This window comes from Streptomyces angustmyceticus (assembly GCF_019933235.1).
Classification (GTDB): Bacteria; Actinomycetota; Actinomycetes; order Streptomycetales; family Streptomycetaceae; genus Streptomyces; species Streptomyces angustmyceticus.
The window spans coordinates 694,716-715,166 of record NZ_CP082945.1; the positions used below are offsets into that span (position 1 = coordinate 694,716).

20 protein-coding genes are annotated in these 20,451 nt (G+C 72.6%); 10 read left to right on the top strand and 10 right to left on the bottom strand.

The features are described 5' to 3' along the window. Nucleotides 1-255 precede the first annotated feature (255 nt). On the top strand, nucleotides 256-447 hold the full coding sequence (locus K7396_RS03535) for an antitoxin (protein ID WP_086721658.1): 192 nt from the start codon (nucleotides 256-258) through the stop codon (nucleotides 445-447). A 153-nt stretch (nucleotides 448-600) separates the two neighbouring features. Here the strand turns inward: K7396_RS03535 and K7396_RS03540 are convergent, their stop codons facing one another. The 3 genes from K7396_RS03540 to K7396_RS03550 form a co-directional block, all read right to left on the bottom strand. After that, a complete protein-coding gene (locus K7396_RS03540; RefSeq protein ID WP_006601696.1) occupies nucleotides 601-804 on the bottom strand; it encodes a cold-shock protein in 204 nt (67 codons plus the stop codon). A gap of 292 nt (nucleotides 805-1,096) precedes the next feature. Next, nucleotides 1,097-2,287, bottom strand: a complete 1,191-nt coding sequence (locus K7396_RS03545) for a D-alanyl-D-alanine carboxypeptidase family protein (RefSeq protein ID WP_425275763.1) — start codon at nucleotides 2,285-2,287, stop codon at nucleotides 1,097-1,099. A 199-nt stretch (nucleotides 2,288-2,486) separates the two neighbouring features. Continuing rightward, nucleotides 2,487-3,368: an endonuclease I family protein gene (locus K7396_RS03550; protein ID WP_223659603.1), complete on the bottom strand. Its 882-nt coding sequence runs from the start codon at nucleotides 3,366-3,368 to the stop codon at nucleotides 2,487-2,489. 477 nt (nucleotides 3,369-3,845) lie between these two features. Here K7396_RS03550 and K7396_RS03555 point away from each other — a divergent pair, with 477 nt between their 5' ends. Continuing rightward, complete coding sequence (locus tag K7396_RS03555; protein ID WP_143589290.1) at nucleotides 3,846-4,277, top strand: hypothetical protein; 432 nt, start codon at nucleotides 3,846-3,848, stop codon at nucleotides 4,275-4,277. Nucleotides 4,278-4,295: 18 nt separating this feature from the next. Here K7396_RS03555 and murJ read toward each other — a convergent pair whose 3' ends face one another. Both murJ and ligD read right to left on the bottom strand, forming a co-directional pair. Beyond that, nucleotides 4,296-6,071: a murein biosynthesis integral membrane protein MurJ gene (gene murJ, locus K7396_RS03560; protein WP_086721661.1), complete on the bottom strand. Its 1,776-nt coding sequence runs from the start codon at nucleotides 6,069-6,071 to the stop codon at nucleotides 4,296-4,298. Between the two features lie 10 nt (nucleotides 6,072-6,081). Then, nucleotides 6,082-7,029 (bottom strand): non-homologous end-joining DNA ligase, encoded by a 948-nt coding sequence (gene ligD, locus K7396_RS03565; RefSeq protein WP_152104205.1) that lies wholly within the window; start codon nucleotides 7,027-7,029, stop codon nucleotides 6,082-6,084. Nucleotides 7,030-7,059: 30 nt separating this feature from the next. Between ligD and ku the strand changes: the two genes are divergently transcribed. Beyond that, a complete protein-coding gene (gene ku, locus K7396_RS03570; RefSeq protein ID WP_086721662.1) occupies nucleotides 7,060-8,181 on the top strand; it encodes a non-homologous end joining protein Ku in 1,122 nt (373 codons plus the stop codon). A 143-nt stretch (nucleotides 8,182-8,324) separates the two neighbouring features. Continuing rightward, nucleotides 8,325-8,699 (top strand): RNA-binding S4 domain-containing protein, encoded by a 375-nt coding sequence (locus K7396_RS03575; protein WP_086721663.1) that lies wholly within the window; start codon nucleotides 8,325-8,327, stop codon nucleotides 8,697-8,699. Nucleotides 8,700-8,799: 100 nt separating this feature from the next. Here the strand turns inward: K7396_RS03575 and K7396_RS03580 are convergent, their stop codons facing one another. Continuing rightward, a complete protein-coding gene (locus K7396_RS03580) occupies nucleotides 8,800-9,258 on the bottom strand; it encodes a YchJ family protein (RefSeq protein WP_086721664.1) in 459 nt (152 codons plus the stop codon). Between the two features lie 196 nt (nucleotides 9,259-9,454). Here K7396_RS03580 and K7396_RS03585 point away from each other — a divergent pair, with 196 nt between their 5' ends. Further along, nucleotides 9,455-9,649: a hypothetical protein gene (locus tag K7396_RS03585; protein WP_018092434.1), complete on the top strand. Its 195-nt coding sequence runs from the start codon at nucleotides 9,455-9,457 to the stop codon at nucleotides 9,647-9,649. 347 nt (nucleotides 9,650-9,996) lie between these two features. Then, nucleotides 9,997-11,907 (top strand): ATP-binding protein, encoded by a 1,911-nt coding sequence (locus K7396_RS03590; RefSeq protein WP_086718326.1) that lies wholly within the window; start codon nucleotides 9,997-9,999, stop codon nucleotides 11,905-11,907. 36 nt (nucleotides 11,908-11,943) lie between these two features. Here the strand turns inward: K7396_RS03590 and K7396_RS03595 are convergent, their stop codons facing one another. Beyond that, entirely contained in the window at nucleotides 11,944-13,449 is a 1,506-nt protein-coding gene (locus K7396_RS03595) for an SCO1417 family PLP biosynthesis transcription factor (protein ID WP_086718327.1), read from the bottom strand. 99 nt (nucleotides 13,450-13,548) lie between these two features. Between K7396_RS03595 and yczE the strand changes: the two genes are divergently transcribed. The 4 genes from yczE to K7396_RS03615 all read left to right on the top strand — a co-directional run bounded on the left by yczE (nucleotide 13,549) and on the right by K7396_RS03615 (nucleotide 17,202). After that, nucleotides 13,549-14,232 carry a membrane protein YczE gene (yczE, locus tag K7396_RS03600; protein WP_086718328.1) on the top strand — a complete coding sequence of 228 codons (684 nt, stop codon included), beginning with the start codon at nucleotides 13,549-13,551 and terminating at the stop codon, nucleotides 14,230-14,232. Then, entirely contained in the window at nucleotides 14,229-15,029 is an 801-nt protein-coding gene (locus K7396_RS03605; RefSeq protein WP_174886807.1) for a glycerophosphodiester phosphodiesterase family protein, read from the top strand. The genes yczE and K7396_RS03605 overlap by 4 nt, the downstream gene beginning before the upstream one ends. A 112-nt stretch (nucleotides 15,030-15,141) precedes the next feature. Beyond that, nucleotides 15,142-16,512 carry an MFS transporter gene (locus K7396_RS03610; protein WP_373866863.1) on the top strand — a complete coding sequence of 457 codons (1,371 nt, stop codon included), beginning with the start codon at nucleotides 15,142-15,144 and terminating at the stop codon, nucleotides 16,510-16,512. A 312-nt stretch (nucleotides 16,513-16,824) separates the two neighbouring features. Continuing rightward, nucleotides 16,825-17,202: an RNA polymerase-binding protein RbpA gene (locus tag K7396_RS03615; RefSeq protein ID WP_026170122.1), complete on the top strand. Its 378-nt coding sequence runs from the start codon at nucleotides 16,825-16,827 to the stop codon at nucleotides 17,200-17,202. An 89-nt stretch (nucleotides 17,203-17,291) separates the two neighbouring features. On the opposite strand, the gene fxsA is transcribed toward K7396_RS03615, so the two are convergent. From fxsA to lnt, 3 genes are all read right to left on the bottom strand, one after another. After that, complete coding sequence (gene fxsA, locus K7396_RS03620; RefSeq protein WP_086718330.1) at nucleotides 17,292-17,894, bottom strand: FxsA family membrane protein; 603 nt, start codon at nucleotides 17,892-17,894, stop codon at nucleotides 17,292-17,294. Nucleotides 17,895-17,973: 79 nt separating this feature from the next. Next, the gene (locus K7396_RS03625) at nucleotides 17,974-18,729 is read right to left on the bottom strand and encodes a polyprenol monophosphomannose synthase (RefSeq protein ID WP_086718331.1); all 756 of its coding nucleotides are present in this window, start codon (nucleotides 18,727-18,729) and stop codon (nucleotides 17,974-17,976) included. Continuing rightward, nucleotides 18,726-20,447, bottom strand: a complete 1,722-nt coding sequence (gene lnt / locus K7396_RS03630; RefSeq protein ID WP_373866862.1) for an apolipoprotein N-acyltransferase — start codon at nucleotides 20,445-20,447, stop codon at nucleotides 18,726-18,728. Before lnt ends, K7396_RS03625 begins: the two co-directional genes overlap by 4 nt. Nucleotides 20,448-20,451: the final 4 nt, after the last annotated feature.

The following is a 20,451-nucleotide window of genomic DNA, read 5'->3' on the forward strand; positions in this document are numbered from 1 at the left end:
CCGCTCCGGGCGCCGCGGTACGGGACGACGGCACCCCTATAGCGCGGACGGCGTCGAAGGGCCCGGAATCCGGTGGCCGGAAGCGTCCGGGACGGGCCGCACCACCGCCGGAGTACGCCACGAGCGGATTCGCCGTGCCGATAGCCCTGCCGGGTGGCGCGCGCCCGCCCCGTCGGGGCCCTGGCGCGCGGATGCAGATCACCTGGCTGGGGGAGATGCTGGAGTCGTGGGGGACCGTGGTGAGGAGGACCACTCATGTCCATGATGGACAAGATCAAGAGCATGCTGAAGGGCCACGAGAGCCAGACGGACAAGGGCATCGACAAGTCCGGCGACATGGTCGACGACAAGACCCAGGGCAAGTACAAGGGGCAGGTCGACACGGCCCAGGACAAGATGCGGGACCAGTTCGGCGGGCAGGGCCAGGACCGGCCGCCGCAGCCCTGAACCGACGGCTCCCGGCCCGGATTCGTCGGCACCGGGAGAGCCCGCGGCCCTCGTGCCGCCGCCCGCGGCCGACCGGGTGAGGTGAGCGGCGCCGCCGTGCACAAGGCGCCCGCCCCCGGCCGGGAACGGGCGCCCAGGGCGGGTCCGCCGGACCTACGCCAGACGGATCTTCTCCGCCTGGGGGCCCTTGTGCCCCTGGGTGACCTCGAAGGTCACCTTCTGGCCCTCCTGCAGCTCGCGGAAGCCCGTGGCATCGATGTTGGAGTAGTGGGCGAAGACGTCGGCACCGCCGCCGTCCTGCGCGATAAAGCCGAAGCCCTTCTCCGAGTTGAACCATTTCACCGTGCCGGACGCCATATCCGTCTCCTTCGTTCAAGGGGCTCGAATCGGGTTCCGCGTGCTGCGGACCCCGGAGGTGATCGCCCTGGTCCGGAGACGCGCTACACAGCAAGGACGCCCGTGCATGCGACACGGGCGCCCGGCACTTCGGAACCACGACAGCTGATCTGGACGCTACACCGAGCAACGCCCGGCATCCCGCACAACCGTGACGGACGCGTCGCCCTTCACCGGGCAAGGCCATCGCGCGTCCTCCGTATCCCTGACCGATCGGACGGATGTGCGAGGCACGGCGGCGCGGGGCACGCGCTCAGCCCGTCTCCCCGTCCGCGCGCGTCCGCGCCCTGCGACGCCGCCACCACAGGCCGGTGCCGAGCCCGGCGAGGGCGATGACCCCGGCGCCTCCGGCGGCGGACAGCAGCCACCAGTTCCGCGCCGGCGCCGCGGCGTCCACCGGCGCCGCGGCCGCTGCCCTGTGCAGCGGCACCCGGTGCCGCGGCCGGTGGAGGGCGGGCTGCGTCACGCCGCTGCCGTCGCCGCGCACCAGGGCGGGCAGCACCCCGACGGCCGCGGCCCGGGGAGCCGCCTCGAATCCCCAGTCCAGCAGGGCGCGGGTCTCCTCGTAGACGGCGTTGCGGCTGCCGGACTGCGGGTTCATGACGGTGACCAGCAGCGTGCGCCCCTCGCGCCGGGCGGCGGCGATCAGGGTGTTGCCGGCGTGGGTGGTGTAGCCGTTCTTGACGCCGATCAGGCCGTCGTACGGCTTGACGCCGTGCGAGCCGACCAGCAGCCGGTTGGTGTTCACCATGCCGAACGCGTCCGGGCCGCCCTCCTCGGGCAGTTCCGCCTGTTTCGTCGCGGCGAAGTCGGCGAAGTCGGGGTCGGTCAGGCCGGCCCGCCCGAAGAGCGTCAGGTCGTAGGCGGACGAGAACTGGCCCGGCGTGTCGAAGCCGTCGGCGGACTCCACCGTGGTGTCGCGGGCGCCGAGGCGCCGCGCCGTGTCCTGCATGTCGTCGATGGTCTTGTTCCAGCCGCCGTTCATGGCGGCCAGGGTGTGCACCGCGTCGCCTCCCGAGCGGAGGAAGACGCCGTGCCACAGGTCCGCGACGCGGTAGGGGAGGTCCTCCTTGAGGCCGGCGAGCGAGCTGCCCGGCTCGATGCCGTCCAGGTCCCGGAGGGAGACGGTGTGCACCTCGCCCTGGGAGAACTTCGGCAGCACCGTCACGGCGAAGAGCGCCTTGAGGGTGCTGGCGGGCGGCAGCGGCCGGTGAGCGTCCTTGGCGGCAAGGACCTTGCCGCTCGCCATGTCCGTCACCATCCACGACAGGGCGGAGACGTCCGGTGGCTCCGGCACGTCCGGCCGCGGCAGGAACTGCACGCCCCGGCCGTCCAGCCGGTCGGGGATCCGGGCCGGTTGGCCCGCGTGCGCGCCGGCTCGCAGGTCGTCGATGCCATGGGGGCCATCGGCGGCCGCCGGGCCGGGCACGGCCAGCAGGCTCACGGCGCAAAAGGTGGCTGCGGTAACGACTCTGACGGGGGCCCAACTCGCGCTCGACATGTGGCCCACGCTAAAAACGACCCCGGCGGCGCGCTGGCTGGCCTACGCCATCCGATGCGCGGGCGCCCCGACTGCCGTACGTGGCGCGCCGGGGCCGGCGGCGACACGCCCGCCGGCCCCGGCCCTGGCTGCCGGAGGCGGCCTACCAGATCGAGTCGACCCACTCCGGGTGGTCGATGAACGGGTTCCGGTTGTGCTGGTACTTGTCGAAGATGACCTGGTTGCGGTGCTTCTCGAAGGAGTCCGGCGGGTCCTGCTTGCTCCACTGCTTCAGCACGGAGAGCCGTCCGATGTGCGGCTGGGTGCCGTTGTCGACCTTGTCGTTGGGCTCCAGGTCGGCGAAGCCGTCGCCACCGTCGTAACGGACCGCCATGTAGAGGATCATGCGGGCGACATCGCCCTTGACCGCGTCACGCGGCTCGAAGGAGTCGTCGTCGGTGCGGCTGCCCGGCGCCCCCTCCACCTCCTTGCCGCCGTTGTCGAAGTCCTTGTCGCCGCGCTCGCTGTTGACGGACACATTCTCGGGGCGCAGGTGGTGGAGGTCGGTTCCCGGACCGGTGTCGGTACCGAAGTCGCCGTGGGACTTCGCCCAGACGTGCTCGCGGTTCCAGTCGTCGGGATTTCCGCCGTGGGAGTCCTTGCTCAGCGACTTGCCGCTGTACAGCAGAATGACGTTCGCGCTGTTGTCGGGGTCCTGGTCGGTGTCCTTGAGGGCGTCCCAGACCTGGTCGTACGTCAGCTTTCCGGTCTGGGTGGTGCTGATGATCCGGTGCAGCGAATCCTTGAGCGCCTGGCCGGTCTTGCCGAGGGCGTCTTTGTAGTACGTGTCGTCATACGACGTGACGTCATGTGCGCCGACGGATATGGACGCATGGTGGGCGGCGGACCCGGCGGCGGCAGGGTGTTCCGCGGCCGGAGCGTCCGTCGCACCGGCCGGGAGCTGCCCGACCACCACCGTCAGGACCGTTCCGGCGGCCAGGGCCAGCGCGGTCAGGGCGCGACGGTTCACGCGGTTGTTGTCCACGAAGGGTGTCCTTTCCCCGAATTGTGGCGCCAGGTCGCGAAAATGTGGGGCACGACCTGCACCGGCCGTTGGGAAATACGGCCGCAGGCAGCTTTCCATCGCAGTAATCACCACGGTGTGAACACCAGGAGAGAATTGTGTGACCACACCGTGGCAATCACCGAATTCCCCAGAAATTGCCACGCACCGCCACCCCGCGCAGCGTCCCGATTACTCGTCAGAAGTGCTGTATCCCACACGGATTCGGCTGGACGGGTGACGGATTCGGGCCGGGGCCGTCGCCCCGTACGAATGCGACGGTCCGTCAGGGGCGCGACATGCGGCCGGAGTACCTGGGGCGGCCGCCTCCCTTGGGCTCATCGGGTGAACTCTCGCCCCGTCCGCAACCGGAAGGGCACCCTCCGGCTTCCGGAGCATTGACACAGTCTTCGCCGAATCTTGGTGAACTCTTTCGGACCGCGAGTTGTGGAGGCCCTCATGTCGCCTTACCGCCCCACTCCCCCGCCGTACGGTGCGACGCCGGAGTATGTGCTCGCGCCGCCGCGCCCCGAGGAGCGCCTCGGCGCGCCCGCGCACCCGCAGGAACCGCCGCACTCGTCGTCGTGCGCGACGCACCCCTTCCTCCCGCCGCCCCGCCCGGAGGACCGGCTGCCCTTCGAGCCCGCGCAGCGCTACGACCTGACCGCTCCCCCGCGTCCCGGGGAGCAGCGGCAGGGGCCGGTGGCGATGCCCGATCGCCGGCGGCTGGAGCTGCACGCCGCCCTGACCGCGGCCGGTGTCGCGCCGGCCGACGGGGACCTGGCCGCCCTGGCGGAGATCGCGGGCCTGGACGACACCACGGTCGGCGCCGTCATCGGCTGGCTGGCCGCCGCCACGCAGGCGTCCTGGCCGCGGTCGCGCGCGGTGTGAGGGCGGCCGTCGCCCGGGTCACCGCAGGCCGGGCAGGCTGCGCAGCTCGCCTGTCCGCAGGGCCCGGGCCACGACCAGGAAGATCAGGGCCATGCTGAGTGCGCCGGCGGCCAGGCCCAGAACGGGGGTCCAGCCGGCCGGGACGGGGACGCCGGAGCAGGCGCGGGCCACGAGCCATCCGGCCGCGGCGGCCAGGGCGGCGGCCGCGGCCAGCTTGCCGTAGGTGCGGCACAGGCGGCGGCCGTCGAGACGCCCCGAGAGCCGCCGGCGCAACAGCAGCGCGGTGACCACCAGCCCGATGCCGTACGCGACGCCGTAGGCCGCCGCCATCCCGGTCACCGCCCAGCGGGCGGGCAGCAGCAGATGGCACGCGGTGGCCAGGGCGATGTTGACGGCGGCGATCGCGACGGCCGTCCAGAACGGAGTGCGGGTGTCCTCGAACGCGTAGAAGCCGCGCAGCAGCAGGTACTGGGCCGAGTACGGGATCAGTCCGAGCCCGAAGGCCTGCAGCATGTGCCCGGCCGGCGCGGCCGACGCCACGTCCACCGTGCCGTGCGCGAACAGGAGTTGGGCGGTCTGCGGGCCGAGGGCGAGGAAGAAGAACGCGGCCGGGACGATGACGACGCCGCTGACGCGCAGCGCACGGGAGAGGTCGCCGCGCAGCTCGTCCAGGCGGTTCTCGGCGACCGCCCGGCTCATCCGCGGCAGCAGCGCCGTGACCAGCGAGACGGTGACGATGGACTGCGGCAGCGTCCAGATGATCTGGGTGTAGCTGTAGGAGGTGTATCCGACGCCCGCGGTGGGGAGTTGCTGGTCCGCCGCGGTGGCGAGGTGTGTGACGACGACCATCGCGGCCAGGTTGGCGAGCACGAACAGCAGGGTCCAGCGGGCGGCCGCGACGCTCTTGCGCAGACCGGTGCCGCGCCAGTCGAAGCGCGGCCGGAAGCGGAAGCCGGCGGCCCGGACGAAGGGGATCAGGGCCAGCCCCTGCACGGCGATACCGGCGGTGGTGACGATGCCGAGGAGGTCGATCTGGCCGGGGGTGATGTCCTCGATGCGGTCGGGGCCGGCCAGCAGGCCGAGATAGAGCCCGAACATCGATATCAGGACGACGTTGTTGAGGACCGGAGTCCACATCATCGCGCCGAACTTGCTCCGGGCGTTGAGGATCTGGCCGAGGATGAAGAACAGGCCGTAGAAGAAGATCTGCGGCAGCAGGAAGCGAGCGAACACCACGGTGAGTTCGAAGGCGGCATGGTGCTCGGGTGTGTCGGGGGTGTAGACGGCGACGATCTGCGGCGCGGCCCAGACCGAGAGCACGGTGCCCACCGCCAGCACGCTCAGGACGAGGGTGACCAGGCGCTGTTCGTAGGCGCGGCCGCCGTCCGCGTGCTCGGCCCTGGCGCGTACCAGCTGCGGCACCAGCACCGAGTTCAGCGCGCCGCCGATCAGCAGGGTGTAGATGCTCATCGGGACGGCGTTGGCGGTGTTGTACGTGGTGGCGAGCAGCCCGGTGCCGAGTGCGGCCGCCTGGAGCACCTGCCGGATCACCCCGGTGGCGCGGGAGACCACCGTCCCCAGCGCCATCAGGAGGGAGGAGCGCTGCACTCCCCCGCTCCCGCCGTCCCGTCGACGGGCGGCGTGCCGGCGCCGCCCCGGGCGTGACGTCCGCCCGTCCGCTTCCCCCTCGCCGCCGGGCGCCGGGCCGTCGTCGGCCGAGTCGTCGTCAGCCCACCGGTCCGGCAGGCGCAGCGGCAGTGTGTCGTGTGATGTGTGCGGTGTCCCCTCCAGCATGCCGGCAAATCTATGCCGAACCCCGGGTGGGCCCGGGCCGATCGGGCGCGGTGGGCGCACGCGGGGATTTCCCGCGGGGCAGGGGGCGGGCGCGGCCGGGGTCGAGGAGCGGGGCGAACAGGTCGCCGTGTTCCGCGAGGCGGGGTGCGATCTCGTCGAGGAGGAAGGCGAGTTGCCGTGGGTCGGTGCACCCGGCGACCTCGTCCCAGGTGACCGGTGTGGAGACGGTGGGGCTGGGGCGGGCGCGCAAGGTGTAGGCGACGGCGGTGGTCTTGGCGGCGGCGTTCTGGGAGAAGTCGAGGAATACCTTGCCGGGGCGCAGGGCCTTGGTCATCTTGTCCACGACGAGGTCCGGGAGGGCCGCCGCGGCCTCGGCGGCGAGGGTCCTGGCGTAGGCGGTGGCCCGCTCCGAGGGGACGGGTTCGATCGGCACGACGAGGTGCAGTCCCTTGGAGCCGCTGGTCTTGGCGTGGGCCTCCAGGCCGTCGGCGGCCATCCGGTCGTGCAGCCACCGCGCCGCGGCGCAGCATTCGACGATGGTCGCCGGGGCGCCGGGGTCGAGGTCGAGGACCAGACGGTCGGCGATGCCCGGGTCCTGGCACTTCCACTGCGGGGTGTGCAGTTCGACGACCAGGTTCGCGGCCCAGACCAGGGAGGGCAGGTCCTGCAGCAGGACCTGCCGGGCGGGCCCGGACGTCGTGTGGGGGACCTCGCAGGTCTTCACCCAGGAGGGTGTGCCGGGCGGCACGTTCTTGGTGAAGAAGCACTGGCCCTCCGGCCCGTCGGGATAGCGCAGGAACGACAGCGGCCGGTCCCGGAGCTGGGCGAGCAGGGGGCCCGCGACGGTGGTGCAGTAGTGCAGCACCTCACCTTTGGTGGTGGCGGTCTCGGCGTAGAGGACCTTGTCCAGGTTGGTCAGCGAGACGCGCCGCCCCTCCACATCGGTGATCGGCGACATACCATGAGAATCCCACACAAGGGACAAAAGATGCGATCTATCTGGAATGGCTCCATATCGTTCGGCTTGGTCACCATCCCCGTGAAGACCTACAGCGCCACCGACCGCACCTCGTCGGTCTCCTTCGTGCGCATCCACGAGAAGGACGGCGCCCAGATCCAGTACCGGAAGATCTGCGAGCTGGACGGCAAGGAGGTCCCGAACGAGGAGGTCGGCAAGGGCTATCAGCCGCCGGGCGACGAGACGATCGTGCCGATCACCGACGACGACCTGTCCCGGCTGCCGATGCCGACCGCCAAGACGCTGTCGATCCTCTCGTTCGTCGACCCCGCCGAGATCGACCCGCTCCAGATGGACAAGGCCTACTACCTGGGCCCCAACGGAGCGTCCGCCGCCAAGCCGTACACCCTGCTGCGCGAAGCCCTGGAGCACCACGAAAAGGTCGCGGTCGGCAAGGTGGCGATGCGGGGGCGGGAGTCGCCGGCGATGCTGCGGGCGCACAACGGGGCGATCGTGATGCACACCCTGCTGTGGCCGGATCAGATCCGTTCCGCCGACGGCCTGGCGCCCGAGGACGTCGAACTGCGCGAGAACGAGCTGACGCTGGCCGAGACGCTGATGGACTCCCTGGGCGAGCTGGACCCCGCCGAACTCCACGACGACTACCGCGAGGCCGTCGAGGAGCTGGTCGCCGCCAAACTGGAGGGCGCGGAGCCGGCCGCCCCGGCCGCGTCGGACAGCGGAGCCCAGGTCATCGATCTGACGGCGGCCCTGGAGAAGAGCGTGCGGGCGGCCCGGGGCGGCGGGGAGAGCGGCGCGGGGGCGGAGTCGGCGTCCGTGACGCCCATCCAGGGGCGGAAGGCGGCGAAGAAGAGCGAGGCCGAGTCGCGCACCACCAAGGAGAGCGGCACTTCCGCGAAGAAGCCGGCGGCGAAGCGGACCGCGTCGGCCACCGCGAAGAAGACCTCCGCCAAGAAGACGGCGACGGCCGCGCCGAAGACCGCGGGCGGGCGGAAGAAGACCGCCGAGTCGGCGGAGAAGGCCGGCGGCAGCAAGTCCGGCGGCAGCGCCCGCACCGCGTCCGCCGGCGCCGCGAAGAAGACGGCTTCGAAGCGCACCGCCAAGAAGGCGACGGGCCGGAAGACGGGCTGAGGGCCGGCCGAGGGGGATACGTACGACGGACCGGGCGGAAGGCCGTCGCGGCGGGGTACGACCACCGCCCCCACCGCCCGTCCTGCCGCGCACCGGGCCGCAGGTTTCTCCGCGTACCGGGCCGCCCGTTCTAGAGTCTTGGTATGGCTTCAGACGAGGGGACCACCCGCATCGACAGCTGGATCTGGTCCGTGCGGCTCACCAAGACGCGGTCGCTGGCCGCGGCGGCGTGCCGCGCGGGGCATGTGCGGGTCAACGGGGAGCGGGTGAAGCCGGCCCACGGGGTGCGCAACGGCGACGAGGTGCGGCTGCGGCACGCGGGGCGGGAGCGGATCGTGGTCGTCTCGCGGCTGGTGCGCAAGCGGGTGGGCGCGGCCGTCGCCGCCGAGTGCTTCGTCGACAACTCTCCCCCGGCCCCGCCGCGCGAGGAGATCCCGGTGATCGCCGTACGGGAACGCGGCGCCGGACGCCCCACCAAGCGCGAACGCCGCGAGATCGACCAGCTGCGCGGGCTCTGAACCGGAACCGACCGCAAGCCCCGGCGGAGGGCCCGCTCGGGCGACGGTCGCGCCCCGCGGTGGCGCCCCGGGGGCGACGCCCGTGCCCGGCAGGCCGCGCCTAGACGGACGGCAGCGCGTCGAGATAGACCCACTGGCCGTCCTCGCGGACGAAGCGGCTGTTCTCGTACTGGCTGTCGGGGCGGCCGTGGAGGGTGAAGTGGGCCCGGAACTCCACGGTTCCCTCGGTGTGGAAGGCGCTGCCGCCGGTGGTGCCGAGGATCTCCAGGCCGGTCCAGCGCTGGGCGGGTTCGAGGTCGAGGCCGCCGGGGCGGGTCGTCGGGTGCCAGGTGCGCATCAGGTATGCGGTGTCACCGACGGCGAAGGCGCTGTAGCGCGAGCGCATCAGCCGTTCCGCGGTCGGGGCGGTGGCGCGGCCCTGGTGAAAGGCGGCGCAGCAGTCGCGGTAGGCGTCGGCGCGTCCGCAGGGGCACGGCGAGTCGGGGGTGACGGCGGCGGCCGGACGGCGCGGCGCGTTCTTCGGCTTGTTCGGCTTGTTCGGCTTGTTCGGCTTCGACACCCCACGATTGTGCCGGGTCGGTGGCCCCGTGCCGGGACACGCCCAGCACACGCCGGGGCGGCACGCCTCGGCACTGCGCCCATTTAGGGAATTTCCACGATAAATCACTCATTTGCAGCTTTTCCTGGCTTGATACGTACTGTGAGGCTGGAAGGACTCATGGTGTCCGTCCCCACCACCCAGGAGAGAACCCCCCATGATTCTGTCCATTTCCGGCGTCGTCCTGCTCGGTGTCATCGTCTTCCTCTTCTTCCGCAAAGACGGCCTGAAGTTGTCGCATGCACTGGTCTCCGCGCTCTTCGGGTTCTATCTCGCCAGCTCCGCCATCGCGCCCAGCATCAAGGCCGGCGGGGCGAGCCTGGCGAGCCTCCTCGGGGGGATCAAGATCTAGGGGGTGTCGTTCGGATCATGGCGGGCTCGCGGGGTCTGGCACGCACGCTCGCCGCGTTGGCGTCACTCGCCGACGCTCCGCGTCGACTCCCTCCTCCGCCTTGCGATCGCACGCACCAGACCCCGCTCCCTGATCCACCATGATCCAAACGACACCCCCTAGCCCCCGCCGCCGCCCCGCTCCCGTCCGCCCGGGGCGTCCGGAGTCCCCGACCGGTGCCGCCCCCACGGGATCCGCCCGAACGGGCCGCGCCACCTCCCGTCCGGGCGGCTCCGCGTGCGGCACGCTCCCGGCTCGCCTCCCACCGAGCCGCCCCACGACCACCGCCACGAGCAACAGGAGACGATGTGGCCCGGCGCCCCCTGCCCCGCATCCTGACCGACAGCGCACCGCTCGCCCGCATGGCCAACAGCAGCTCCCTCGCCCGCAGCCGGGAACTGGCACGGACCGCCGCCGACGGCGCCTCCGACGTGTTCCACCCGCTGATCGTCATCGGCCGGGGACTGCGCCGGCTGGGGGCGGCCGGCCGGGGCCGCTGGATGGAGACGCCCCGGGAGAGCCGCGGCCCGATGGCCTTCTTCGTCGGCGCGTGTGTGCTGGTCATGTTCCTGGTGCCGTACGGGCCGCTGCTCGCCCTGATCGCGGTGATGGGCGCGGGGGCGTGGGCGGGGCGGGAGCGCACGCCCGTGGAGACCGGCCCCGGTGAGGCCGAACGGGAGCGGCTGACGGCGCTCTACGAGGCGCTGGTGCCGTACTTCTCCGCGGAGGGCGACACCGGCCTCCTCTACGCGCACGGCGGTGACTGGGAGCGGGCCTTCACGGAGTACGCCTTCGACGAGAGCGGACGGATCGAGCGGCTGCAGCTGAAGTATCCGGCGTACTTCACCGACGGCGAGGACCAGGCCCGGGTCCGCATCGAGCAGGTGCTGTACGCCAAGGCCGGACGCGGCCGGGAGTACCACTTCGGGTGGGACGAGCTGACCAATCAGCTCACCCTGACCGCGCTCGGCGCGCTGCCCGCCGACATCGTGGCGCAGCGCTTCGTCACCTCGCCGGGCGAGACGGTGCTCGGGTTCACCGACCCGGACGCCGTCCAGCGGACCCTGCCGGTCACCGCCGGGGAGGAGACCCGGGACGCACCGCCGGTGGTCTGGCGTACCGGGCAGCGCTCCACCGAACCGCATCTGCTCGTCCTGGGGCAGCCGGGGACGGGCGCCACGACCCTGCTCCGCTCGATCGCGGTCCAGGCGCTGCAGGACGGGGACGTGCTGATCGTCGACGGCGGAGGCACCGGCGAGTACGGCGCGCTGGCCGGGCGCCGTGGCGTACTGGGCGTGGAGAGCGGTCTCGCGGGGGCGCTGGCGGCCCTGGAGTGGGCGTCCCACGAGACCGAGCGGCGGCTGATCGCGGCGAACCGGGCGCGCCAGGCCGGCCGGCCCGCGCCGGAGGACACCCGGCGGCCGCTGTGGATCATCGCGGACCGTCCGACGGCGCTGGCCCATGTCGCGGTCGCGGAGGGCCGGGAGGATCCGCAGCAATGGCTCCAGGTGCCGCTGCGGCACGGCCGGGCCGCGCTGGTCACGGTGGTGGTGGCCGACCAGTTCGAGAGCGCCGAGCTGCTGAGCGATCCCGTACGGGCACACACCAAGGCGCGGGTGGTGCTCGGCCCCGCCACGGCGGAGGAGGTACGGGCGGTGCTCGGGGCGCCGCCGCACACCACGCCGACCGCGCACGTCCCGCCGGGCCGGGGCTATGCCCGCCTGGGCTCGGCTCCGGTGCTGCGCCTCCAGGTACCGGCCACGCCGGACCCCCTGGACGACGCCACCGGGCAGCCCCTCCGGGAGGCCGTCCTCGCACTGCTGCCGGAGCGCACGGTTCCGGCCGACGACGGCGGGGCGGGCGACGAGACCGGGACGGCGCACGAGACGGTGACGGCCGACGGGGCGGGAGCGGCCGGGCCGGTGGCCGGCGGCGAGCCGGAGGGCGCGGCCGGGTCCGGGGACGCCGGCCGGCCGGTGAACATCCGCAAATCCACGACCCCGGCCCGCGCGGAAGCGGGGGCAGCAGCAGAGCCGACGCGGGCGGCAGAAGCACCGGAGCCGGCCGGCCGCCCCACGCCCGCCGGCACGTCGTCCGGGGCCGGGACGCCGGACGACGCCGCCGAGCCCGTGGGCGCGGGTGCCCGGGTGCGGACCGTCAAGGACGGCGCGTCCCGCGCGGTCAACGGCTCGCCGGAGACCGTCCGCGCGGACGGGTGAGCCCCGTGCGCGGGAAAGGGCGTGGCCGAGCGGGCGTCAGGCGACGAACGTGTGCCGCATCTCCGTGTCGAGCGGGGCGCCCGTCGCGACCAGTCGCGCTGCTCCGGCCAGCCGGACCGCGGCCTCGTCGGCGACGGCGCCGCTGACCGTGAACGGCAGCCGCACGAAGCCCTCGAAGGCACCGTCGACCCCGAACCGCGGCCCGGAGGGCACCCGCACCCCGAGCCGCTCCCCCGCCTCGGCGATCCGGGAGCCGGAGAGCCCGCCCGTCCGCGCCCACAGGGTGAGGCCGCCGCGGGGGACGCTGAACTCCCAGTCGGGGAGGTGGCGGTGCAGCGCCTCGACGATCGCGTCGCGGTTCTCGCGGGCCTGCTCACGGCGGATGCCGATGGCCGCTTCCCAGCCGCCGGTCTGCAGCAGCGAGGCGATGGCGAGCTGTTCGAGCACGGGTGAGCCCAGGTCGGAGTAGGCGCGGGCGGCGACCAGGCTGCGGATGATGTCGGGGGCGGCGCGCACCCAGCCGATCCGCATCCCGGCCCAGAACGCCTTGCTCGCCGAGCCGACCGTGATCACCGCGCTGCCGGCGGGGTCGAACGCGCAGACCGGAGAGGGCGTCGCGGTGTCCCGGTCCAGCTGGAGTTCGGCCATGGTCTCGTCGACGACGAGCAGGGTGCCGGCCGACCGCGCGGCGTCGACGAGGCGCCGGCGCTGGTCCTCGGTGGCGAGGGTGCCGGTGGGGTTGTGGAAGTCGGCGACGACGTACGCCATGCGGGGCGCGGCGTCGCGCATCACCTGGCGCCAGGCCGGGATGTCCCAGCCGGCCAGCTTGTCGGCGAGCGCGACGGGGACGAGCCGGGCGCCGGCGTCCCGCATCAGCTGGAGGATGTTGGCGTACGACGGGGAGTCGACGGCCACCCGCTCGCCGGGGCTCGTACACAGCCGGCAGATCGCGGCCACCGCGCCCATCGCGCCCGTGGTCACCATGATCTGCTCGGGCATGGTGGGGATGCCGCGGGCGGTGTAGCGGTCCGCGAGGGCCTGGCGCAGGACGGGCAGGCCGGCCGGGTAGTCGCCGTGGGTGTGGGCGTAGAGCGGCAGCTCGGCCATCGCGCCCTGGACGGCGCGGGTGAGCCACGGCTCGGGGGCCGGGAGCGCGGCACAGCCCAGGTCGATCATGGAACCGGCGGCCTCGGGGGGCAGCGGTTCCAGGCCGCGGGTCGGCAGCGGGTTGCCGGCCGGGACGGCGGTCCAACTCCCCGAGCCGCGCCGCGACTCCAGGAACCCTTCGGCGCGCAGCGCTTCGTAGGCGGCGGCGACGGTGGTGCGGCTGACGTTGAAGGCCGCGGCGAGTTCGCGCTCGGCGGGCAGGCGCGCGGCGACCGGCACCCGGCCCTCCAGCACGAGCAGCCGGACGCCGTCGGCGAGGCTGCGATAGGCGGGCAACCGGCGCCCGGCGGAGGTGAGTTGGGCGTCGCGCGGGTCCTGCGACCGGAGCAGCCGGGCGAGTTGGGGCGCGCCCACCGCTGAAGTCCACTGAGCCATGAAGATCAGTCCACCTTCCCCGAATTGGCACTACTTCCCGAGCCCGGACGTGCCACATGGTGTCATGCGTCGGTCCAATTCTGCCAGGAGGGGGAAACCATGCCCATAGTCGGGGAAAACGGCCCGCGGAGGCGGCTGCCGGTACGCAGGCTGGTCCAGCTCTACACGGGTCTGACGCTGTACGGCGTGAGCATGGGCCTGATGCTGCGGGCCGGGCTCGGCCTGGAGCCGTGGAGCGTGCTGAACCAGGGCATTTCCCGTCATACGGGTCTGTCGATCGGCACGGTCACCATCGTGTCCGGTGCGCTGATCCTGCTGCTGTGGATCCCGCTGCGCCAGCGTCCCGGCCTGGGCACGGTGTCCAATGTGGTCATCCTCGGGCTGGTGATGGACGCGACGCTGGCCTGGACGCCGCAGCTGCACGCGCTGGGCGCGCGTATCCCGCTGCTGGCGGGCGCCGTCCTCCTCAACGGCGCCGCGACCGGCCTGTACATCTCCGCCCGCTTCGGTCCGGGACCGCGCGACGGGCTGATGACCGGGCTGCACCTGCGGACCGGCCGTCCGGTGCGGCTGGTGCGGACCGGCATCGAGGTGACGGTGCTCTCGGCCGGCTGGCTGCTCGGCGGGTCCGTCGGGGTCGGGACGGTGGTGTACGCACTGGCCATCGGGCCGCTGGCGCAGTTCTTCCTCCGCCACTTCGCGATCGAGGACCGGCCCGTGACGCCGTCGCCGGTGGTGGCCCGCGGCGAGGCTTCACCCGAGCACGCGATACTGCCGGAGTGACCCCCGCGATACGCCCCCGCCACGCCTACCTCGACCACCCCGCGCCGCTCCCCTTCGCCCACCGGGGCGGGGCGGCCGACGGCCTGGAGAACACCGCCGCCGCCTTCCGCCGCGCGGTCGGCCTCGGCTACCGCTATCTGGAGACCGATGTGCACGCCACCTCGGACGGACAGCTGGTCGCCTTCCACGACGCGACCCTCGACCGCGTCACCGACAGCCGCGGCGCGATCGGGCAGCTCCCCTGGCGGGCGGTGCGCCGGGCCCTGGTCGGCGGCCGGGAGCCGCTGCCGCTGTTCGAGGAGCTGCTGGAGGAGTTCCCCGACGCCCGCTGGAACGTCGACCTCAAGGCCGAGGCCGCCCTCGCCCCGCTGCTCGGCCTGCTGCGCCGCACCAACGCCTGGGACCGGGTGTGCGTCGGCTCGTTCTCGGAGGCCCGGGTGGCCCGCGCCCAGCGGCTGGCCGGACGGCGGATGGCCAGCTCGCTCGGCACCCGCGGCGTGGCGGGCCTGCGGCTGCGGTCGTACGGCCGCGGGGTGCTGCCGCTGGACCGGCTGCTGGGCGCGGCGGTACGGCGCAGCGCGGTCTGCGTACAGGTTCCCGAGCGGCAGTCCGGCCTCCCCGTCGTCGACCCGCTCTTCCTGCGCGCCGCGCACGCGCTGGGCATGCAGGTCCATGTCTGGACGGTCAACGACGCGGGCCGGATGGCGGCGCTCCTGGACCTCGGCGTGGATGGCATCATGACCGACCACATCGACACGCTGCGGACGGTGCTGACCGAGCGAGGGTGCTGGGTCTAGGGGGAAGCCACCCGGGGCCGCGCCCCGGACGGCAGGTGCGGACGCGCTCCGGCGCCGGGACCGTCGGCCGTCGTCCGCCGCCGTGGACGGGGACGGGAAGGCGGGGGTGGGCGTGGAGGACATACGAGCCGTGGCCGGGGGCGTGGACGACGCGTCCGCCCGGCGCCGGGAACAGCGCGGCTGGTACTGGTACGACTGGGCCAACAGCGTCTACTCGACGACCGTGCTGACGGTGTTCCTGGGGCCGTACCTGACCTCGGTGGCCCGGGCCGCCGCGGACGCGGACGGCTTTGTGCACCCGGCGGGTATCGCGGTGCGCGCGGGCTCCTTCTACGCGTACGCGGTGTCCGCCTCGCTGTTGCTGTCGGTGCTGGCGATGCCGCTCGCCGGGGCACTGGCCGACCGGACCGGCCGGAAGAAGCCGCTGCTGGGCTGCTGTGCCTACACGGGCGCCGCGGCGACGACGGGGATGTTCTTCCTGGGCGGCGAGCGCTATCTGCTGGGCGGGGCGCTGCTGATCGTCGCGAATGTGTCGTTCGTGGTGTCGATGATGCTCTACAACTCCTTCCTGCCGCAGATCGCCCGGCCCGACGAACGGGACGCGGTGTCCTCCCGCGGCTGGGCGTTCGGCTACGCGGCCGGGGCCCTGGTCCTCGTCGCCAACCTGGTGCTCTACGGCGCGCACGACTCCTTCGGCCTGTCCACGGGCGCCGCGGTGCGCGTCTGCCTGGCATCGGCGGGGCTGTGGTGGGGCGCGTTCTCGGTGATTCCGCTGCGGCGGCTGCGCGACCGGCGGGCCGGCATGGCAGAGGAGACGGCCGGTGCCGGCGGTGCCACGCTCGGCCAGGGGTGGCGGCAGCTGCGGGAGACGCTGCGCACCATGCGGCGCCATCCCCTCACCCTCTCTTTCCTCCTGGCCTATCTCGTCTACAACGACGGGGTGCAGACAGTGATCACCCAGGCCTCCGTGTACGGATCCGAGGAACTGGGCCTGGACCAGACGACGCTGATCGTGGCGGTCCTGCTGGTCCAGGTGCTGGCCGCGGCGGGCGCCCTGCTGATGGGACGCCTCGCCGGACGGTACGGGGCGCAGCGGACGATCCTGGGCTCCCTGGTGGCGTGGGTGCTGACGATCGCGGCCGGCTACTTCCTGCCCGCGCGGGCGCCCGGCTGGTTCTTCGGGCTGGCCGTCGGCATCGGCCTGGTCCTGGGCGGGAGCCAGGCGCTGTCCCGTTCGCTGTTCTCCCATCTGGTGCCGCGCGGCAAGGAGGCGGAATACTTCTCCGCGTACGAGATGAGCGACCGGGGCGTGAGCTGGCTGGGACCGCTGGTGTTCGGGGTGGCCTATCAGCTCACCGGGAGCTACCGGGACGCGATCGTGTCCCTGGTGGCGTTCTTTGTGATCGGTTTTGTCCTGTTGGCGAGGGTGCCGGTGGGGCAGGCGATCGCGGCAGCCGGAAACCCGGTACCTGACCGGATTTAGTCCCGGGGCGTGCGGGCCGGTAGTGTACGCCTTTGGCTCACCAGGCGGACCGTTACTGCGCGCTCAACCATGGAAGGCGCTGGGTGACATCTGCTGCCAGATGTGACAAACCGGGCGCTGGTGGGTACAACAAGGGGCGGCACGAAGGAAGGCAGCGGCGCACAGCGCCTCCATCATGGGCGGTGGTGGGCGACGGGTGGGCGCATGTCCCGAATTTCGATTACGGGAATCTTCACCGCCGACCGGACGTTGACCGGATGACGACGACAGCGACACCTGTCCTGTGGGCGACAAGCCCGGGAGGCACGATTCATGAGTGAGCGAGCTCTCCGCGGCACGCGACTCGTGGTGACCAGCTACGAGACCGACCGCGGCATCGACCTGGCCCCGCGCCAGGCGGTGGAGTACGCATGCCAGAACGGACATCGATTCGAGATGCCGTTCTCGGTTGAGGCCGAGATTCCGCCGGAGTGGGAGTGCAAGGTATGCGGTGCACCCTCGCTTCTGGTGGATGGCGATGGCCCTGAGGAGAAGAAGGGTAAGCCCGCGCGTACGCACTGGGACATGCTCATGGAGCGGCGCACCCGCGAGGAGCTGGAGGAGGTGCTGGCCGAAAGGCTGGCCGTCCTGCGCTCCGGCACCATGAACATTGCCGTGCATCCGCGCGACAGCAACCGCAAGTCCGCCTGACGACGGACCTGCGCCAAGCAGCACGAAGGGCCGGGGCCACTGCGCAGTGCAGTGGCCCCGGCCCTTGCTGTGTCCGGCGCCAGCCGTGCTCAGCCGGTCAGCGGCGGGTCCTGGCGGCGCGGGGCGGACGGCTCGTCCTCGCGGATGACCTCGCCCTGGACGACCTTGCCGTCCGGCCGGTGCATCCGGGCCTGCTGGAAGGCGTTGCCGAGCGAGCCCTGGGCGTAGCCCGTCCGCCGGTTCAGCAGCTTCTCGGCCCGGCGCTGGATCAGCTTCGCGGTCGGCGGGAAGAGGCAGAGCAGCCCCACCGCGTCGGACACCAGCCCGGGGATCATCAGGAGCAGCCCGCCGGCCATCGGGAGCGTGTTGCCGCCCTCCTGTCCGCCCTCACCGGACGTGCCCTTGGCGGACGGGGCGGAGCGGCCGGAAGCCGCCGGGTCACCCGCCGCCTGCAGGCTCTCGGTGAGGTTGCGCCAGGCGCGGCGGCCGGCCCGCTTGACCACATAGCCGCCCGCGATCACCCCGGCGACCAGCAGGAGAAAGACCGTCAGGCCGTTGGTGGCCCCGGCGACCACGGTCAGCAGCCAGATCTCCAGGACCATCCAGGCGGCGATGCCCAGGGGGACGAACCGGCGGGCGCGCGAGCGCTGGGGCGGGCGGGGACTAGGCGGTGGCGTGGCTCCGAACGTCATGCCTCAAGTGTGCCTGGCCCCTGCCGTCACCCCCGGTGAGGGTCGCGCGCGGGGATCACCGCCGGTGGCCGGTCCGTCGTCAGCGGCCGCGGATCTTGTCCACCCGGGAGCCGACGCCCCAGGCCGTGACCCGCCACAGCGCCTCCACGACGATGTCGCGGCTCATCTTGCTGTCGCCCAGTTCCCGTTCGACGAAGGTGATCGGCACCTCGACGACGTGGTAGCCGGCCTGCACGGCACGGCGGGCGAGGTCGACCTGGAAGCAGTAGCCCTGCGAGGCCACGTCGTCCAGGCCCAGCCCCGTGAGGGCCTGCGCGCGAAAGGCCCGGAAACCGCCGGTGAGGTCGCGCAGCGGCAGGTCCAGCACCAGCCGCGAGTAGGTGCTGCCCCCGCGGGAGATGAGTTCGCGGTACTTGGGCCAGTTGACGGTGCGGCCGCCGGGCACCCAGCGGGATCCGAGGACGAGGTCGGCGCCCTTGAGGGCGGTGAGCAGCCGCGGCAGTTCCTCGGGCTGGTGCGAGCCGTCGGCGTCCATCTCGACGAGCACGTCGTAGCCGTGGTCGATGCCCCAGCGGAAGCCCGCGAGGTAGGCGGCGCCGAGCCCTTCCTTGCCCTTGCGGTGCAGGACGTGGACCTGCTCGTCGTCGGCGGCCAGTTCGTCGGCGAGCTTGCCGGTGCCGTCGGGACTGTTGTCGTCCGCGACGAGGACGTGCGCCGCGGGGACGGCGGACCGCACCCGCGAGACGATCGGCTTGATGTTCTCCGCCTCGTTGTACGTCGGAATGATCACCAACGTGGTGCCGAGCGGACCGTACCGCCGCTGCCCGTCTGTCACTGCTGCCCCTTCTCGTCCTTCGTACGCCCGCGCCGGCCGACGACTACCGCACCGGCGCAGGACAGAAGGCCCACGATAGCGATCACCCACTCCGGGGCGGCACCGACGCGGTCGGCGAGCGTCGTTTCGTCCCGCAGCGGGATCCGCGCGGAGACGACGCCCTGGGTGAACTCCGGGATCCGGTGGGTGATCGTGCCGTCCGGGGCGACCACGGCGCTGATCCCGCTGGTGGCCGCGGTGACCACGGCCCGGCCGTGCTCGACGGCGCGCAGCTTGGACATCGCCAGCTGCTGCTCGGGCTGGCCGGTGCCGCCGTAGGTGGCGTTGTTGGTCTGGATCACCAGGGCACGGGCGCCGGCGTCGACGGTGTCGTGCACGATCTGGTCGTAGGCGACCTCGAAGCAGATGACGTCGCCGAGCTTGGCGGGGCCGACGTGCAGCACGCCGGTGTGGTCACCGGGGTAGAAGTCGCGGGGCACCCGCTGGAACCGCGTGATGATCTTGCTGAGCTGCTCCCGGAACGGCACGTACTCGCCGAACGGCACCGGGTGCTGCTTGGTGTAGGAAGCGCCCGGCCCCTTCTTCGGGTCCCAGACGATGCCCTCGTTGAAGACATAGCCCTTCTTGGAGGGGTGGTCGACCAGGGCGCCGACGAGGACGGGCACACCGATCGCCTTCACGGCCTCGTCGATCCGGTCGTAGGCCTGCGGGTACTGGTACGGGTCCAGGTCCGAGGAGTTCTCCGGCCAGATGACCAGGTCCGGCTTCTTGACCCGGCCGGCCTTGACGTCGGCGGCGAGCTTCTCGGTGGCCTTGGCGTGGTTGTCGGTGATCATCATGGGGCGGCCCAGGAAGTCCATGCCGGGCTGCTGGACGTTGCCCTGGACCACCGCGATGTCCACGGTGTCGTCGGCCTTGGTGGGCACGGGCACCAGGACGCCCGCCAGGGTCACCGCGGCGGCGAGCCCGAACGCCTCCAGGGCCGGGACGGCCCGGCGCAGCGAGGGGCTGCCGCGCAACTGCGAGAGGGCGGCGGCACACGCGGCGAGCAGCGCACCGGCCAGTGCGACGGCGAAGGTCACCGACGGGGCGCCGCCGAGCGCGGCGAGCGGGGTGAACGGCGAACCGGTGTGGGCGAAGGCGAGCCGGCCCCACGGGAAACCGCCGAACGGCAGCCGGTCGCGGGCCCATTCCTCGGCGCCCCAGAGGCAGGCGGCCCACAGCGGCCAACCCGGCAGCCGGGACGTGACGGCGAGCGCCGCGCCCAGCAGCATCAGGAAGAGCGCCTCGGCGACCGAGAGGCCGAACACCGCGTCCCAGCCGACGACATGGAGCCACTTCAGCAGGATCAGGAAGAACGGCAGCCCGAACACGAAGCCCGTCCAGGCCCCTTGGCGCGCGGTGCGGCCACGGGTCAGCAGCGACAGCGCGGCGACGGACACCAGCGACAGCGGCCACAGGTCGTACGGCGGGAAGGCCAGACCGAGCGCGATGCCGAAGACGGCCGCGAGGCCGGTGCGCAGCGCCTCCCGGCGGACCAGGGCGGCGAGGCGGCGGGCCCTGCCGGGGCGCGCGGGCGTCGCCGCGGAGTCCGTCCCGGCGCGCGGCACCGGGCCGTCTGGCGAGGTGTCGCTGACGGCTTCTTCGGTGGTGTCGGAACCCGATGACACGGTCGCGGGCCTTCCTGCAGGTCGTGCGGTGGTGAGCTGACCGTACATCGGG

Bases quoted from the DNA above. Each gene is read 5' to 3' on its own strand.
- K7396_RS03535 (WP_086721658.1), top strand. From the start codon at position 256: ATGTCCATGATGGACAAGATCAAGAGCATGCTGAAGGGCCACGAGAGC.
- K7396_RS03540 (WP_006601696.1), bottom strand. From the start codon at position 804: ATGGCGTCCGGCACGGTGAAATGGTTCAACTCGGAGAAGGGCTTCGGC.
- K7396_RS03555 (WP_143589290.1), top strand. From the start codon at position 3,846: ATGTCGCCTTACCGCCCCACTCCCCCGCCGTACGGTGCGACGCCGGAG.
- murJ (WP_086721661.1), bottom strand. From the start codon at position 6,071: ATGCTGGAGGGGACACCGCACACATCACACGACACACTGCCGCTGCGC.
- ligD (WP_152104205.1), bottom strand. From the start codon at position 7,029: ATGTCGCCGATCACCGATGTGGAGGGGCGGCGCGTCTCGCTGACCAAC.
- ku (WP_086721662.1), top strand. From the start codon at position 7,060: ATGCGATCTATCTGGAATGGCTCCATATCGTTCGGCTTGGTCACCATC.
- K7396_RS03575 (WP_086721663.1), top strand. From the start codon at position 8,325: ATGGCTTCAGACGAGGGGACCACCCGCATCGACAGCTGGATCTGGTCC.
- K7396_RS03585 (WP_018092434.1), top strand. From the start codon at position 9,455: ATGATTCTGTCCATTTCCGGCGTCGTCCTGCTCGGTGTCATCGTCTTC.
- K7396_RS03595 (WP_086718327.1), bottom strand. From the start codon at position 13,449: ATGGCTCAGTGGACTTCAGCGGTGGGCGCGCCCCAACTCGCCCGGCTG.
- yczE (WP_086718328.1), top strand. From the start codon at position 13,549: ATGCCCATAGTCGGGGAAAACGGCCCGCGGAGGCGGCTGCCGGTACGC.
- K7396_RS03615 (WP_026170122.1), top strand. From the start codon at position 16,825: ATGAGTGAGCGAGCTCTCCGCGGCACGCGACTCGTGGTGACCAGCTAC.
- fxsA (WP_086718330.1), bottom strand. From the start codon at position 17,894: ATGACGTTCGGAGCCACGCCACCGCCTAGTCCCCGCCCGCCCCAGCGC.
- lnt (WP_373866862.1), bottom strand. From the start codon at position 20,447: ATGTACGGTCAGCTCACCACCGCACGACCTGCAGGAAGGCCCGCGACC.